At 72.3% G+C, this 15,775-nt stretch carries 13 protein-coding genes; 8 read left to right on the forward strand and 5 right to left on the reverse strand.

The features are described from left to right. The first annotated feature begins 302 nt into the window (after positions 1–302). Both I2501_RS18315 and I2501_RS18320 read left to right on the forward strand, forming a co-directional pair. A complete protein-coding gene (locus tag I2501_RS18315; protein ID WP_196195162.1) occupies positions 303–1,751 on the forward strand; it encodes a recombinase family protein in 1,449 nt (482 codons plus the stop codon). 334 nt (positions 1,752–2,085) lie between these two features. Then, positions 2,086–4,131, forward strand: a complete 2,046-nt coding sequence (locus I2501_RS18320; protein ID WP_215909748.1) for a S53 family peptidase — start codon at positions 2,086–2,088, stop codon at positions 4,129–4,131. 98 nt (positions 4,132–4,229) lie between these two features. Here I2501_RS18320 and I2501_RS18325 read toward each other — a convergent pair whose 3' ends face one another. Continuing rightward, positions 4,230–5,408: an acyl-CoA dehydrogenase family protein gene (locus I2501_RS18325; protein ID WP_196195163.1), complete on the reverse strand. Its 1,179-nt coding sequence runs from the start codon at positions 5,406–5,408 to the stop codon at positions 4,230–4,232. 168 nt (positions 5,409–5,576) lie between these two features. Here I2501_RS18325 and I2501_RS18330 point away from each other — a divergent pair, with 168 nt between their 5' ends. Together I2501_RS18330 and I2501_RS18335 are read left to right on the forward strand one after the other, a co-directional pair. Beyond that, the gene (locus I2501_RS18330) at positions 5,577–7,235 is read left to right on the forward strand and encodes an FAD-binding dehydrogenase (RefSeq protein ID WP_196195164.1); all 1,659 of its coding nucleotides are present in this window, start codon (positions 5,577–5,579) and stop codon (positions 7,233–7,235) included. Continuing rightward, positions 7,232–8,404: a 2-dehydropantoate 2-reductase gene (locus tag I2501_RS18335; protein WP_236046628.1), complete on the forward strand. Its 1,173-nt coding sequence runs from the start codon at positions 7,232–7,234 to the stop codon at positions 8,402–8,404. Before I2501_RS18330 ends, I2501_RS18335 begins: the two co-directional genes overlap by 4 nt. Positions 8,405–8,501: 97 nt before the next feature. Here the strand turns inward: I2501_RS18335 and I2501_RS18340 are convergent, their stop codons facing one another. Continuing rightward, positions 8,502–9,830, reverse strand: a complete 1,329-nt coding sequence (locus I2501_RS18340; protein ID WP_196195165.1) for an MFS transporter — start codon at positions 9,828–9,830, stop codon at positions 8,502–8,504. Positions 9,831–9,982: 152 nt separating this feature from the next. Here I2501_RS18340 and I2501_RS18345 point away from each other — a divergent pair, with 152 nt between their 5' ends. Together I2501_RS18345 and I2501_RS18350 are read left to right on the forward strand one after the other, a co-directional pair. Next, entirely contained in the window at positions 9,983–10,807 is an 825-nt protein-coding gene (locus I2501_RS18345) for a hypothetical protein (RefSeq protein ID WP_196195166.1), read from the forward strand. An 82-nt stretch (positions 10,808–10,889) separates the two neighbouring features. Further along, positions 10,890–11,423: a PTS sugar transporter subunit IIA domain-containing protein gene (locus I2501_RS18350; RefSeq protein ID WP_328806444.1), complete on the forward strand. Its 534-nt coding sequence runs from the start codon at positions 10,890–10,892 to the stop codon at positions 11,421–11,423. Position 11,424: 1 nt separating this feature from the next. Here I2501_RS18350 and I2501_RS18355 read toward each other — a convergent pair whose 3' ends face one another. Both I2501_RS18355 and I2501_RS18360 read right to left on the reverse strand, forming a co-directional pair. Further along, a complete protein-coding gene (locus tag I2501_RS18355; protein WP_196195167.1) occupies positions 11,425–12,459 on the reverse strand; it encodes an NAD-dependent epimerase/dehydratase family protein in 1,035 nt (344 codons plus the stop codon). After that, positions 12,456–12,980 (reverse strand): NUDIX hydrolase, encoded by a 525-nt coding sequence (locus I2501_RS18360; RefSeq protein ID WP_196195168.1) that lies wholly within the window; start codon positions 12,978–12,980, stop codon positions 12,456–12,458. Before I2501_RS18360 ends, I2501_RS18355 begins: the two co-directional genes overlap by 4 nt. Before the next feature lie 154 nt (positions 12,981–13,134). Here I2501_RS18360 and I2501_RS18365 point away from each other — a divergent pair, with 154 nt between their 5' ends. Next, positions 13,135–14,226, forward strand: a complete 1,092-nt coding sequence (locus tag I2501_RS18365; RefSeq protein WP_196195169.1) for an O-antigen ligase family protein — start codon at positions 13,135–13,137, stop codon at positions 14,224–14,226. A gap of 66 nt (positions 14,227–14,292) precedes the next feature. On the opposite strand, the gene I2501_RS18370 is transcribed toward I2501_RS18365, so the two are convergent. Continuing rightward, entirely contained in the window at positions 14,293–14,997 is a 705-nt protein-coding gene (locus I2501_RS18370; protein ID WP_196195170.1) for a TetR/AcrR family transcriptional regulator, read from the reverse strand. Between the two features lie 225 nt (positions 14,998–15,222). On the opposite strand from I2501_RS18370, the gene I2501_RS18375 reads away from it, so the two are divergent. Further along, entirely contained in the window at positions 15,223–15,645 is a 423-nt protein-coding gene (locus I2501_RS18375; RefSeq protein ID WP_408022755.1) for a nitroreductase family deazaflavin-dependent oxidoreductase, read from the forward strand. Positions 15,646–15,775: the final 130 nt, after the last annotated feature.

Raw genomic sequence — 15,775 nt, forward strand, 5'->3', positions numbered from 1 at the left:
AAGGCTTACCTTAGTTGCAGCCCGGGGCATCGCTACCCCCACCCCTCCGCTCTCATGCACGGGGCGGTGGCGTTGCGTCCGTTCTGGCACGCTTCATCCCGACTTCTCAGGTGCCGACGTGACCATTTCGTAACCAGCGCTCCCCGTTGCTGAAGCGCGCCGGCCGCATCGGGAGAAGCTGTGAAATGCAACGATGCCGTTGACTCAGAAGAAACTCAGAGGAACGATCGGTTCCACCGTGGACGCACCGAGAGGACGCCGCCCACAGGTTTCGGAATCCTTCGCATGACTCTGGGGGCGACATGGGGGGCAGCGACTCCACCCAGGTCGGGGAGGCCGCGGTCTACTGCCGCGTCGCCCACCGGCGTTCGCCCCGACAGGCCGGGGTGGACCAACGCGAGGCCCGGTGCCGCGAGTTGGCCGACCGTCACGGCCTTCACGTCGCCCCCTGGCGGGTGTTCATCGACCCCCTGGCGACGAGCTGGGCACGCACCGACGAGCGCGACGGCCGTCGCCCCGGCTGGGACGCGCTGCTCAGGGACCTGCGGACCGGACCGGTGACGCACGTCCTCATCGCCGGCACCGACGAGCTCGAACAGTTCCACCCCTGGGACCTGGCCGCGCTGTTGACGCTCGCGGACGCACGGGACCTGGTCCTGCTCGACCCCGAGCAGGAGGTCGACCTCAACACGCCCGCCGCCCGCAGCGCCCTCCGGGAGCGGACACGGGAACGGTGCCGCCGCCGCGAGGACGCCTCCGGAACAACCCGGACCGCCCAGTCCCGGGCCGCCGCCGACGGACGGCCGCACGGCGGCGGACGCCGGGCCTTCGGCTACACGCAGTCCGGCCACGAGCTCGTCCCGGACGAGGCGGCCGTCGTCGCCCGGATCTACCACTGGTATCTGACGGACCGTTCCCTGTCCTGGATCGCCCGCGAGCTCACCACCGAGCGGATACCCACCGCCGCCGGCGGACGGTGGACGTCCACCAAGGTGGCGCGGATCCTCGACGCGCCCCGCTACGCGGCGTTGCAGGTGCGGCAGGGCGAGGTCCTGCGCGACGCGAGCGGCGCGTACGTGCCGGGCAGCTGGGAGCCGTGCGTCAGCCTCTCCCAGTGGGAGGCGGCACAGGAACTGCGCCGCAGCGCCGAGCTCACCACCCGCGCCGAGCGCCGCCCGGAGCGGCACTACCGCCTGACCGGCCTGGTGCGCTGCGGCCGTTGCGGTCGGCGGATGGTCGGCGAGACCAAGAACGGCTACCCCATGTACGGCTGCATCGGCCGCAGCACCGGCGAGGGCGAACCCTGCCACCGGTACATCAGCGCGACGCGGCTGGAGGAACTGGTCGACGAGCACGTCCTGTTCGCGCTGGAGAACGCCCAACTGCCCAGTGAGGGAACGCCCGCCGCCGTCCTCGACCCGAAGACCGCGGAAGGCCGCGACCACGACCAGGCCCGGCTCGCCGAACTGCCCGCGCCGACCGCCACGCCCGAGCCGCAGTCGACCCGGGAGCACGCGGCACTCGCGGCGCGGATCCGCAAGGAGAACCGCATGGTGGCGGTACGCGTCCCGGATGCGGTCGGTCCGGAGTTGACGGGACGTCATACACGCCGGAACTGGCACCGGTTGTCCGCCTCGCGGCGCGACGACGTCCGCCGCTTCCTGATCGCGCACATCGACATCGGCCCGGTGACCGGACCGCGCAGCGTGTTCGACCCGGCTCGCGTATTGATCCTCCGGCATCCCGACTGAGGGCCAACGCCCGCCATCCCCAAGGTCTTTACCTCGGCCTCTACCAGGAACTTCTCAGTTTCCTCTCAGGGAGCCGTCAGTTCAGAGGATTTCCAGAAGTTTTCCGCCCGATGCTCTGTTCAGTGTGTACGCGTCAGCCCTACTCTCACGTAGCAGCGAGACCACCACGATGCAGGGTGTCAGCTGGCGGCCGACCGTGCCGCGAGCCGAGCCGACGTGTCGTCAGCACATGCACTGCGTTTCCTGATTCGTTTCCTGATTCGGAATGGCACCGTGTTCTGACGTCGCGTCAGTGCTGCGCGGTGCCTTCCCCTCGTCCCTCAGGGAGGGTGGGTTGCGTACCACCGGAATCGCGCGCCGCACCAGCGCGCTCGGCCGAACCGTGGCCGCGTCCGTCACCGCCGTCACCGTCGGCTTCTTCGGCCTGGCGGCGATCACGCCCGCACAGGCGGCGACAGCCGCGCCTGCCGCCACCACCAGCAGCTCCGTCACGGTCCACCGCCAGTGCCCGCAGGAGCCCGTGGGCTACTCCAGCTGCCTGGCGCTCAAGCGCACCGATGTCCGTCCGCAGTCGGCGCACGCCGACGCCGCGCCGCTGGCGACGGTGTCCGGCTACGGCCCCAGCAACCTGCAGTCGGCCTACAACCTCGCCTCGGCGGCGGCGTCGAAGGGCGGCGGGGAGACCGTCGCGCTGATCGACGCCTACGACTACCCGAGCGCGCAGAGCGACCTGGACACCTACCGCAGTCAGTTCGGGCTGCCGGCCTGCGACAGCGGCTGCTTCACCAAGCTCAACGAGAACGGGCAGGCCAGCCCGCTCCCCTCGCCCGCCCCGTCCAGCGACGACTGGACCGGCGAGGAGGCGCTCGACATCGACATGGTCTCGGCGATCTGCCCCAACTGCCACATCGACCTGGTCGAGGCCAACTCCGACAGCAACGACGACCTCGGCGCGGCCGTGAACGCGGCCGTCAACGCGGGGGCGAAGTTCGTCTCCAACAGCTACGGCGGCAGCGAGTCCTCCACCGACTCGACCTACGACACCGAGTACTACGACCACCCCGGCGTCGCGGTGACCGTCTCCTCCGGTGACAGCGGCTACGGCGTCGAGTACCCGGCCGCCTCGCAGTACGTCACCGCCGTCGGCGGCACCTCGCTGTCCACCGCGTCCAACACGCGCGGCTGGACCGAGTCCGTCTGGTCCACCTCCTCGACCGAGGGCGCCGGATCCGGCTGCTCGGCCGACGACCCCAAGCCCAGCTGGCAGACCGACACCGGCTGCTCCAAGCGCACCGTCGCCGACGTCTCCGCGGTCGCCGACCCGGCCACCGGCGTCGCCGTCTACGACACCTACAACAACAACGGCGGCTGGAACGTCTACGGCGGCACCTCCGTCGCCTCGCCGATCATCGCCTCCGTCTACGCCCTCGCCGGAAACCCGGGCGCGAGCGACTACCCGGCCAAGTACCCGTACGCGCACACCTCTTCGCTCAACGACGTCACCACCGGCTCCACGGCCAGTTGCTCCCCGGCGTACCTGTGCACCGCCGAGGCCGGCTACGACGGCCCGACCGGCTGGGGCACCCCGAACGGCACCACCGCCTTCCAGAGCGGCTCCTCCACCGGCAACACGGTCACCGTGACGAACCCGGGCAGCCAGACGTCGACGGTCGGCACCGCCGCGTCGCTGCAGATCAGCGGCTCGGACTCGGCCGGGGCAAGCCTGAGTTACACCGCGACCGGCCTCCCTGCGGGTCTGTCGATCTCCTCCTCGGGCCTGATCTCCGGCACCCCGACCACCGCCGGGACCGACAGCGTGACGGTCACCGCCAAGGACAGCACGGGCGCGTCCGGCACCGCCTCCTTCAGCTGGACCGTCAACTCGACCACGGGCGGCGGCGGCTGCACCAAGCCGGGCCAGCTGCTGGGCAACCCGGGCTTCGAGACCGGCACGACTACACCGTGGACGATGACGTCGGGCGTGCTGAACAACGACACCGTCGACGAGCCCGCCCACTCGGGCAACTGGGACGCCTGGCTGGACGGTTATGGCGCCGCCCACACCGACACCGTGGCCCAGACCGTTGCGGTCCCGTCCGGTTGCAGCGCGGCGTTCTCCCTCTGGCTGCACGTCGACACCGGCAGGACCGCCACCACTGCGGTCGACACCCTCAAGGTCCAGGTCCTCAACAGCTCCGGCACCGTGCTCAGCACCCTCGGGACCTACTCCAACCTGAACGCGAGCAGCGGGTACAACCAGTACTCGTTCAACCTCAACAGCTACGCTGGCCAGACTGTCACCCTGAAGTTCACCGGCGTGGAGCAGAGCGGCCCGCAGACCAGCTTCGTGCTCGACGACACGGCGCTGAACGCCTCCTGAGACGCCCGAAAGACCTGACAGACCCGACACACAACTGAACACCGCTGGGCGCGAGGCACCGCAACACGCCTCGCGCCCAGCGGCAGCTCAGCGGCGACTCAGCGCCGAACGCGCGGCATGCCCAGGCCGATCCAGCTGATGATCTCGCGCTGGATCTCGTTGTTGCCGCCGCCGAAAGTGAAGATGACCGCGCTGCGGTAGCCGCGTTCCAGGTTGCTGCGCAGGACCTCGCCCGCGCTGCCCTCCTTGAGCGGGCCCGCCGCGCCGACGACCTCCAGCAGCCAGGCGTAGGCGTCGCGGCGTGCCTCGCTGCCGTAGACCTTGACGGCCGAGGCGTCCTGCGGGGTGAGGGCGTTGCGCTGGACGGCGTCCACCATCTGCCAGTTGAGCAGCTTGACGGCGTCCAGGCGGCTGTGGGTGCGGGAGAGGCGCTGGCGGACCCAGGGCAGGTCGATGACCCGCTTGCCGCCCGCGAGTTCGGTCTCGCGGGCCCACTGCTGGACCTCGGCCAGGGCGCGGTTGGCCATGGTGGCGTGGGCGGCCAGGGTGACCCGCTCGTGGTTGAGCTGGTTGGTGATCAGCCGCCAGCCCGCGTTCTCCTCGCCCACCCGCATCGAGACCGGTACGCGGATGTCCTGGTAGTAGCTGGCCGTGGTGTCGTGTCCGGCCAGGGTGCGGATGACGGTGGTGGAGTAGCCCGGGTCGGTGGTGTCGACCATCAGCATGGTGATGCCCTTGTGCGGCGGGGCGTCCGGGTCGGTCCGGGTGGCCAGCCAGACCCAGTCGGCGGTGTCGCCGTTGGTGGTCCAGATCTTCTGCCCGTTGACGACGTACTCGTCGCCCTCGCGGACCGCGCGGGTCTTCAGCGCGGCCAGGTCGGTGCCCGCGTCCGGCTCGGAGTAGCCGATGGCGATGTCGATCTCACCGGCCAGGATCTTCGGCAGGAAGAAGGCCTTCTGCTCGGGAGTGCCGAACTTCATGATCGACGGACCGACCGTGTTCAACGCCATGATCGGCAGCGGGACGCCCGCCTGCGCGGCCTCGTCGAAGAAGATGAACTGCTCGAACGCGCTCAGCCCGCGCCCGCCGTACTCGACCGGCCAGCCCACGCCGAGCCAGCCGTCGGCGCCGAGACGGCGGTTGACGTCCCGGTAGAACTTCTTCTGCTGCCGGGGGTCGTTGAGTCGGCCGTGCGCCTCGGGCGGCATCAGGTCGGCGAAGTAGGCGCGCAGTTCGGCACGGAGCCGATGCTGCTCCGGCGTGTGGTCCAGGTGCACGACGCTCTCCCTCTGCGGTCACGGCTGCGCAGCCCGGGCGCGGCTGCACCGCGCAGACTAGAACGTGTTCCATAAACTCGGAAGAGTCGCGGCACCCGACTCGCCGGTAGGGTGCAGCCCAACGCAGCAGGAACCCGCCAGGAGCGCAGCGCAGCGAGGAGCACCACCGTGGATGCGGACGTCATCGTCGTCGGGGCCGGGCTGGCCGGGCTGACGGCCACCTGCGAGCTGGTCGCCGCCGGGCGCCGGGTCCTGCTGGTCGACCAGGAGAACCAGGCCAACCTGGGCGGGCAGGCGTTCTGGTCCTTCGGCGGACTCTTCCTGGTCGACTCCCCCGAGCAGCGCCGGATGGGCGTCCGCGACTCCCTCGAACTGGCCTGGCAGGACTGGGAGGGCACGGCCGGTTTCGACCGCGAGGACGAGGACTCCTGGGCCCGCCGCTGGGCCCGCGCCTACGTCGAGTTCGCCGCCGGTGAGAAGCGCTCCTGGCTGCGCGAGCGCGGAGTCAAGGTGTTCCCGGTGGTCGGCTGGGCGGAACGCGGCGGCTACGACGCGCTCGGTCACGGCAACTCCGTGCCGCGCTTCCACATCACCTGGGGCACCGGGCCGGGCGTCGTCGATCCCTTCGTCCGCCGCGTCCAGGACGCCGCCGCGAGCGGGCTGGTCACCTTCGCCTTCCGGCACCGGGTCAACGAGCTGCTGACCGGCGCCAATGGCGTCGAGGGGGTGCGCGGCACGGTCCTCGCGCCCAGCGCGACGGCGCGCGGCGAGGCGTCCAACCGCGACGCGGTCGGCGAGTTCGAGTACCGGGCCGAGTCGGTGATCGTCACCTCCGGCGGCATCGGCGCCAACCACGACCTGGTCCGCGCCAACTGGCCCGAACGGCTGGGCACTCCGCCCGCGCAGATGCTGACCGGCGTGCCCGCGTACGTCGACGGGCGGATGCTCGCGATCAGCGAGGCGGCGGGCGCACGGCTGGTCAACCGCGACCGGATGTGGCACTACGTCGAGGGCATCACCAACTACGCCCCGATCTGGCCGAACCATGGCATCCGGATCCTGCCCGGCCCCTCCTCGCTCTGGCTGGACGCGACCGGCGAGCGGCTGCCGGTGCCGCTCTTCCCCGGTTTCGACACCCTCGGCACGCTCGCGCACCTGCGGACGACCGGACACGACCACTCGTGGTTCGTGCTGACCCAGAAGATCATCGAGAAGGAGTTCGCGCTCTCGGGATCCGAGCAGAACCCCGACCTGACCAGCAAGGACCTGCGCCAGGTGCTGGCCGCCCGGCTCGGCGGCGGCGCGCCCGCGCCGGTCGAGGCGTTCAAGCGGCAGGGCGCCGACTTCGTCGTGGCGGACAACCTTGCCGACCTCGTCCAGGGCATGAACCGGCTGACCGACCAGCCACTGCTCTCCTTCGAGACGATCCAGCGTCAGGTCGTGGCCCGGGACCGGGAGATCGACAACGCGTTCACCAAGGACCTGCAGATCGCTGCGCTCCGCTCGGCCCGCGCCTACCTCGGCGACAAGCTGATCCGCGTCGCCCGCCCGCACCGGCTGCTCGACCCCAAGGCGGGACCGCTGATCGCGGTCAAGCTGCACGTGCTGACCCGCAAGACGCTCGGCGGTCTGCAGACCGACCTGTCCAGCCGGGTGCTCGGCGCGGACGGCGCGCCGATTCCTGGACTGTACGCAGCGGGTGAGGTCGCGGGCTTCGGCGGCGGCGGGATGCACGGCTACCGCGCACTGGAGGGCACCTTCCTGGGCGGCTGCCTCTTCTCCGGCCGTGCGGCGGGCCGCGCGGCGGCCGAGGCGGTCCGGTCATGACGGGCACGGCGGACGCACCGGGCGCGGCAGACGCACTGGACGCACCGGACGGGGGCACTCACGTGGGCGACGAGCAGACGGAGACGGGCACGATGGCGGAGACGGCGACGGGCAGCGCGGCGGACGGGCGCGGTCCCCTGCGGATCGCGGTGATGGGCGCGGGCAGCATCGGCTGCCACCTCGGCGGAAGCCTCGCCGCCGTGGACGGCGTCGAGGTGACGCTGATCGGCCGTCCGGCGGCCATGGCACTCCTCGCCGAACGCGGGCTCACCCTGACCAGCTCCCGCCGCCCGCCACGCCGGGTCGCGGCCGACGCGTTCCGTACCGCGACCGAGGCGAGCGCCGCGGCCGGGGCAGACGTGGTGCTGATCACCGTCAAGTCCGACGGAACCCGGGACGCCGCACGGCAGTTGGCGCCACACCTGGCTCCGGGCACGGTCGTGGTCAGCTTCCAGAACGGCCTGCGCAACGCCGACGCGCTGCGCGAGGAGCTGCCGGACCACACGGTGCTGACGGGGATGGTCCCCTACAACATCCTCCAGACCGAGCCCGGCAGCTTCCACCAGGGCACCGGCGGCGCGCTGATGCTGGACGACGTCCCAGCCGGCGCACCGCTCGTCACCGCACTCGACGCGGCCGGGCTGCACGTCCAGCCACGCGCCGACATGCGCGAGGTGCAGTACGCCAAGCTGCTGATGAACCTCAACAACGCCGTCAACGCGCTCGCCGGCATCCCGCTGCGCGCGGAGCTCGGCGAACGCGCGTACCGGGCCTGCCTGGCCCTGATGCAGACGGAGGCGCTGGCCGCGTTCCGCGCGGCCGGGATCCGTCCGGCCCAACTGGGCGCGGTGCGACCGACGCTGACGCCGTATCTGCTGCGTCTGCCGGACGCGGTGTTCAGCCGGGCGGCCGCCAAGATGCTGGCCATCGACGAGAAGGCGCGCTCCTCGATGTGGGAGGACCTCCAGCGCGGCCGCCCGACCGAGGTCGACTCGCTGCAGGGCGAGGTCGTCGCACTGGCCGAGCGGCATGGCCTGACGGCACCGGCGAACGCCCGCCTGGTGGCCCTCGTCCACGAGGCCGAGGCCGCCCCTGCGGGGCAGTCCCGCGCGTGGTCCGGGCCTGATTTGCTGACCGCGCTGCGCGCGGCCAAAGGCTCAGGCAGGTAGTTGCACTGCCTGGGGCGCGGGGCTCTGCTGATCTGCGGCTCCGCCGCGTGGGCGCGAGTCACCACCGGCATGCGGATGGCCCTGCGCGATCGGTGTTCTACCTGGGTTTGTGGCTTGCCGCGCAGTTCCTCGCGCCCCTGGGTAGTGCGCAATCGGCACTCCTCACGGCAGGCAGCGCAGCGACGAGGACAGTGCTGGCAAGCAGCCACATCGCGCCGGCGCCCAACACGGTCGGCGCGCCGACCACCGCCGCCAACGGCCCCGCGACGACCAGGCCGATCGGGCCCAGCACATACGACCCCACGGACGTGTACGCGCTCACCCGCCCCAACACCTGCGCCGGGACCCGCTGTTGCGTGAAGCCGTCAAGCAGCGCGCCGCACACCGCCGAGCTGACTCCCGAGAGCACCGCGCCGCCGCAGACCCACGCCAGTGGCAGTCCCAGCGCCAACGCACCGGGCGCGCCCACGAAGCACGCCGAGAGGAGCACCCCCGCCCGTAGCGGACGGCGCAAGCTGCGCACCATCCCGAGCCCGAGCCCCCCGCAGAGCGCACCCGCGCCGTACGCGCCCGCCACCGCGCCCCAAGCACCCGCCCCGCCCAGGCGCTGCGCGGCGATGACCGGCCCGAGCACCAGGTAGGGCGCCCAGAGCAGCAGGTTGAAGAGCGCGAAGTGCGCGGTGGTGATCCAGAGCCACCCGCGCGAGCGGAATTCGCCCCAACCAGCGCGCAGATCCGCGAGAAAGCCCGGCACCTCGCCGCCCTCGCCGCCCTCGTCACCGTCCGTCGTCACCGCCCGCCGTCCGACGGGAAGTCGCCACAGCACCAGCGTGCTCACGCCGAAGCTCGCCGCGTCCACGACCAGGACCACCCCGGGCCCGGCGGCCGCGACCAGCACGCCCGCCAGCACAGGCCCGACGATCACCGCCGCGCTGCGTACCGTCCCCAACAGCGCGTTGGCGCGCAGCAGTCCGGCGGCCGGGACCAGCCGGGGCAGCAGGGCGGACTGACCGGGGCCGAACGCGGCCTCGCCCACGCCGGAGAGCGCCGCCAGCGGCACCATCGCCGCCACGCTCGGCCGGTGTGCCGTCAGCAGCAGCGCCGCGAAGGCCGCCTGCGTCACACAGCGCAGCGTGTCCGCGCCCAGCATGACCCGGCGACTGCCCCAGCGGTCGGCCGCGGTCCCGCCGAGCAGCAGCACGAGCACCAGCGGGAGGATCCGTGCGCCCATCACCAGTCCGAGTCCACCGCCTCCTCCCCCGGCGGCGAGCACGGCGAAGGAAATGGCGAGCGACGCCATCTGGGTTCCGGTCTGCGAGGTCGCCTGTGCGCACAGGTAATGCCGGAAATCGCGACCGAGCGCGTCATCGGCCGGGCTGGACGAACGCAGACGTCGACCCTGACGGCCGCCGATGCCAAGTGCCATGACGTCGAGAATGCGACAGGACCACAGACACGCTCAAGGCCTTTCCCTGTTTTTCTCCGGAAATCCCGTCTATTGTTTTCTGAGGCAGATCCTGCCGCAGTAAATTCGCCTATTTACTGCGGTAGCAAATAGCAGATCACGAAAGAGGGACGATGGCCGCCCAACCGGTCGAGTTCGCCGTCGCCGTCGAGCGCTACCTCGCGAGCGCGCCGCTGACGGACGCGTCCCGCCGCGTGTACCGGATCGCGTTGACGCGATGGGCGTGGACGCTGGTGGGCGAGGCCCCGCCGTGCGGCGCGGACCGGCGCGGCGCGCGGCCTCCGGTCGTGCTGCTCTCCGCGCTGGACGATCCGGTGCAGGCCGCACGCGTCGAAGCCGCGCTCGCGGCGCGGAGCCCACGGACGCGGCAGCGTGAACTGTCGACCCTGCGCAGCGCGGTGACCTGGTGGCGTGCCCAGGGCTGGCTCGCGGCCGGGCCGTTGCCGGAACCGCACGGGACAGCCGACGCACCCGCCGCACCCGCCGCCCCGAAGGCCGAGCCGAGACCGGTGTTGACGGACAGTCAACTCAACACCGTGCTCGGCCTTCGGGCCACGCTGCGCGACCAGACGCTCTGGCACCTGCTCCACGACAGCGGCGGCAGCGCCGAACACGTCCTGGCGCTCGACATCGGCGACCTGGACCGCCCCCGCCGCCGCACCCACGTCCGCGCCGCTCCGGCCGCGCACCGACGCGACCTGCCGCAGCTGCACTGGGGCGAGGCGACCGGTCGGCTGCTCTCCCTGCTGCTGGTCAGCCGCACCGCCGGGCCGGTCTTCCTGACCGAACGCCGCGCACCGGCCACCACGCCGCCGGAGGACCGCTGCCCGCTGACCGGTCGCGGTCGCCTGTCGTACCGCCGCGCGGCCGAGCTCTTCGCCGGGGCCACCCGCCCGCTCGACCCCTCCGGACGCGGCTGGACCTTGCACCAGCTGTAGCGGCAGCAGCCGCCCCACCTGTGTCATCCCGGCGGAAACCGCCACCGCGTCCTACGCTGATCGCCGGAGGTGGAGCGTGAACATGAGTGCCGGGCCGGATCAGCCGCCCGACAGGGTCGACGCCGATGTCCTGCCCCTGCACCCGGCCGCCCGGGACGACGCGGACACGGACGCGCGCGCTCCGCTCCGGATGCTTCCGCCCGCCGAGTACGACCGGGTCGGGATCGTGCTGGTCTCGCGCAGCCGCGCGCTGGCCCAGGCGACGCTGCACCTGGCGGTCGGACTGCTGACCGGCCCCGCGCCGGCCCCGGTCGCGGCGGTCGGCCGCGACGCCGAGGGCGTGGTAGCCGCCGCACGACAGGTCGACGAGGGCGTGGGCGTGGCGCTGCTCTGCGACCTGGACGAGACGGCGCACGAGCTGGTCGCCCTGCTGGAGCGGGCGGAGGAGCTGGCGCTGCCCTTCCCGATCCGCTTCTGCGACGCGCCGTTGGTCGAGGGCGCGGTTCCCGCCATCGCGACGGCGGCGGCCGGTGGGGACCTGGCGGCGGTGGTCGAGGCGGCCGAGGACGCCTATCGCGTCCGCAAGACCGACAACCACCACCGCCCCCCGGTCTGACTCAGACCTTCGGCGTCCTCACACTCGCTGACGCGGCGTCACCGTCCAGCTTGGCGAGGAACGTGGCCTCACGGGCCGGGTCGAGACCGACCGCCGAGCTGTCCGGCCGCTTCGTCACGGACCCGCCGACCGACTGCAGCCAGGCCCAGGTGTCGGCGACTGTCTCGGCGACCGGGCGCGGCCGCAACCCGGCGGCGAGTGCCTTCTCGACCCCGGTGCCGTGCATGGTCGCGTGGTCCTGGCCGGGCTCGATCCAGATCGGCAGCTCCGTCCAGCCCTCGATGCCTGCGGCGAGGATCGTCTCCGGATCGGTCCACCGCAGCTGCGCGTCCGAACCGGTGACGCGGCGACAGGTCTCCAGCAGCTCGCCCATGGTGGTGAATCCGGGCGGGGCGATCACGTTGTACGCGCCGCCCAGACCTGCCGCCAGCCCGTCCAGCACGAACGCCGCCAGGTCCCGCGCGTCGACGTACTGGAGCGGGAGGTCGCGCGGACCGGGCGCGAGGACGGTGCCGCCGCGCGCGATCCGGTCCAGCCACCAGGTGAGCCGGCCGACGTTCTCCCGAGGACCGAGGATCAGCCCGGCCCGGGCGAGCAGCGCCCGCTCGCCGAACCCGTCCAGCACGGCCAGTTCGGCCCCGCGCTTCGCCTCCGGGTAGGGCGCCACCGCCGCGTCCGGCGAGGCGTCGACCAGAGGCCAACTCTCGTCGCTGCCCAGCGGGTTCGGGTAGGTGTAGACGGAGCCGCTGGAGACGTAGGCGTAGCGGTCGGCCCGCTTCGCCAGCACCTGCACGGCGTCGCGGACCGCGACGGGCGCGGCCGACCAGGTGTCGACGACCGCGTCCCAGCGCCCGTCCACCGCCTCCAGCGCTGCGAGCCCACCCGGCGCGAGCCGGTCGCCGCGCAGCTCCCGGACGCCCTCCGGCGGCCGGTGGGTGCCGCGGTGGAAGACGGTCACCTCCCAACCACGGGCCAGCGCGTCGTCGGTGACGGCGCGGCCGACGAACTCGGTACCGCCGAGGATCAGAAGTCTCATGCCCCCGACCCTGCGTCGTGATCGTCCGCCGCGCCAGGGGTGCTCGCTGTCAGCGAAAACTGGGCGCGCTCCTCGTCCGCGAGTGCCCAGGCCAGATGTCGGCGCTGGTGCGCGCCGAGGTCGTCGGGCAGCGCGTCGACCGCGAACCAGCCGACGGCGAGCGACTCGTCGTCGTTGACCCGCGCCTCGCCGCTGAGCACCCGGCAACGGAAGGTCAGGTTGAGGTACTGCACCTGGTCGCCGTTCGGGTAGACGGCGGGCGGATCGACGCCGACCCCGGCCAGCCGCTCCGGCAGGATCCGCAGGCCGACCTCCTCCCATGCCTCCCGCACGGCGGCGTCCGCGGGCTCCTCCCCCGGTTCGACGATCCCGGCGACCAGCGCCCAGCGTCGGTTGTCCGAGCGGTGGGTGAGCAGCACCCGGCCCTCCCCGTCGAGGATCACGGCGGTGACGCCGGACATCCAGAGCGGGCCGTGGCCGATGTGCGCGCGCAGCTCGCGTACGAACTCAGGTACTGGCATGCCGCCCACAGTAGATCCTGACGCCCGCTCAGCCCGGGATCTCACCAGCGGCCGAACGTTCGAACAACTCTCTGCAGCAAGGGGCACATTCGGCCAGTTGCGGGGCTACCGTGGAGCCGCCGGGCAGCACACAGTCGTGCGAGGGGGGCCGCCGATGGCGCACACCGGCATGCCCGGGAGCGGATCCGCGGCGCCGAGCGCCGACGGGGAGCTCGCGGACGGCGCACGGATCGACACCCCGGACCCTCGCGACGGGACCGCCTGCGACGTGGTCGGCGTGCTGCTGCTCGCCGCCTGCGCATGCTGGGCCGTCTACAGCTCCAGCGGCCGGGACGCGCAGCCGGAGGGGACCCTGCTGGGTCTGCTGGCGATCGCCGCCGGTTACGCGACCGGCCGGATCGCGGGCGCGGTGCTGCCCGTCGGCGCACCGCTCGCCGCCGCCGGCGCGGCCGCCGCGCTCGCCCCCTGGACGGGCGCGCACCTGCACGACGACGACGCCCTGGCCGCGCTCCTCTCCCTGGCCGTCGGCGCGGCCTGCTGCGCGGGCTACGCGGCCCAGGCGCACGGCATGCGCCGGATCGCCCGCGGCTGCGGTGCGTTGGCGGTGCTGCTGGTGGCCGAATCCCTCACCACCGACTCGATGCTGGGCCCGATCGCCTGCGGCGGCACGCTCGTGGTCGCGGTCGCGGTGCACCGCGCGCGCCGACGCGTCCCGGCGCTGACGCTGCTCTCCCTCTGCGTCCTGCTCACACTCGGCGCGACGGTGCTGCTGGCGCAGCACAGCGGAGCGACCGTCACCGGACCGTCGCCACGCGCCTACGGGCCGGTGACGCAGGTCTCCTCGCAGCGCCTGGCGCTTTGGCGGGACGCGGTGCGGGAGTTCGACCAGCAGCCGCTGCGCGGCGTCGGTCCCGGCCGGTTCACCGACGTCAGCCCGACGGCGTTGGAGTCCACGGAGCCGACCGGCGCCTCCTCGTCCGCCCTGCAGACCGCCGCCGAACAGGGCCTGCCCGGAGTGCTGCTGCTGGGCGCGGCGTTCGGCTGGACGCTGTGGACACTGGCGCGTTCCCCGCGCCCCACGGCGGCGGTGCTGAGCACCGCCGCGGCGATGGCCGCGCTGGGCGTGCAGGCCACGGTCGCCTCGGTGCTGAGCGTGGCCTGGGTGGTGGTCGGCGGCGGACTGCTGCTGGGCATGACCGCCGCCCGTCCCATGCCCCGCGTCCGGCGGGAACGAGATCCCGGGTGAGCGACGGTCACTGCTGACCAACCGTCACAAAAGCCTTCCCGCCTGCGAATTCGAAGCCTTTAGACCTTACGAACCGTCAGGAAGCCCGAGGAAGTCGGCCATCGTGTCGACGGTGTGGGCGAAGAAGCCGTCCGCCGGCTCGACCGTCCCGGCCAGATGCCCGAAGAGCTCGAAGCCGATCATGCCGAAGAGCTGGGTCCAGGCCACCAGCGCCCGGCTGACCTCGACCGGGGTGAGATCCGGCGCGACCTCGGCCACCAGCGCCGCCACCTGCGCGGCGAAGACACCCTCCAACGGGCGGGCGTCGGCCGCCGGTTGGATGCGGTCCGCGGCTCCGCGCAACACCGAGACTATGGCCAGCGAGACCCGCGACGCCGGGGCCACCGTGTCGGCCGGGGCCGCATAGCCGGGGACCGGGGTGCCGTAGAGCAGCGCGTACTCGTGCGGGTGCGCCACGGCCCAGGCGCGCACGCTGTGGCAGAGCGCGCGCCAGCGGGCCCGGTGGTCGTCGGCCGGAGCCGTCGCGATCGCCTGCTCGGCACGATCGCCGAGCGCGTTGTAGGCGTCCATGATCAGCGCGGTGAGCAGTTCGTCGCGGCTCGGGAAGTACCGGTACAGCGCGGACGAGGCCATGCCCAGCTCACGGGCGACGGCGCGCAGCGACAGGCGCTGTGCACCCTCCTCCGCGAGCTGGCGTCGGGCCTCCTGCTTGATCTCGCGGGTCAGTTCTTCGCGGGCTCTCTCCCGGGCGGTACGGATCACTGTCGGCATGTCGAACAGGATGCCACAGACAAGAGCGGCGAACCTAGATGCATGCAACAGACTGTTTCGAGAGCACTGCTCTTGACAGAGCGCACCGATCGCGCAATAGTCGAGACATAACGCGAGAGCAGTGCTCTCGCAAACGTCGGAACCACACGCAGTGCCAGGGCCGAAGGAGCAGGAAAGATGAGCCAGAGCGCGTCCACCCGACTGATCACCCCGCAGGGCCCGGTCATGGTCACCCTCGACCGGATCACCCGCCAGCTCATGATCTGGCTGACCAAGGCGGGCATCAGCGTCCTCGACTCCCGCATCCTGGCCGTCCGCGGCCGGAAGAGCGGCGAGTGGCGCACCACCCCCGTCAACCTGCTCACCCTGGACGGCACCCGCTACCTGGTCGCCCCGCGCGGCCAGACCCAGTGGGTCCGCAACATGCGCGTCGTCGGCGGCGGCGAGCTGCGCCTGGGCAACAAGGCCGAGGCCTTCACCGCCACCGAGGTCCCGGACGAGGAGAAGCCGGCCATCCTGCGCGAGTACCTGCGGCGCTGGGCCTGGGAGGTCGGCTACTTCTTCGGTGACGTCAAGGCCGACTCCCCGCAGGAGGAGATCGAGCGGATCGCCCCCGGATTCCCGGTCTTCCGGATCACCGCCGAGTGAGTCCACGCCGGCCGCGGAACCCACGGACCAGGCAGCGGAACCCAGAACAGAACCCACAGCAGCCGTCACCACAGCACTGAGCCCGCCGCCTGCCGATCGCAGGCCGCGGGCTCACGTGCGCCGTTGCGTC

It is taken from the genome of Streptacidiphilus fuscans (assembly GCF_015690355.1).
Classification (GTDB): Bacteria; Actinomycetota; Actinomycetes; order Streptomycetales; family Streptomycetaceae; genus Streptacidiphilus; species Streptacidiphilus fuscans.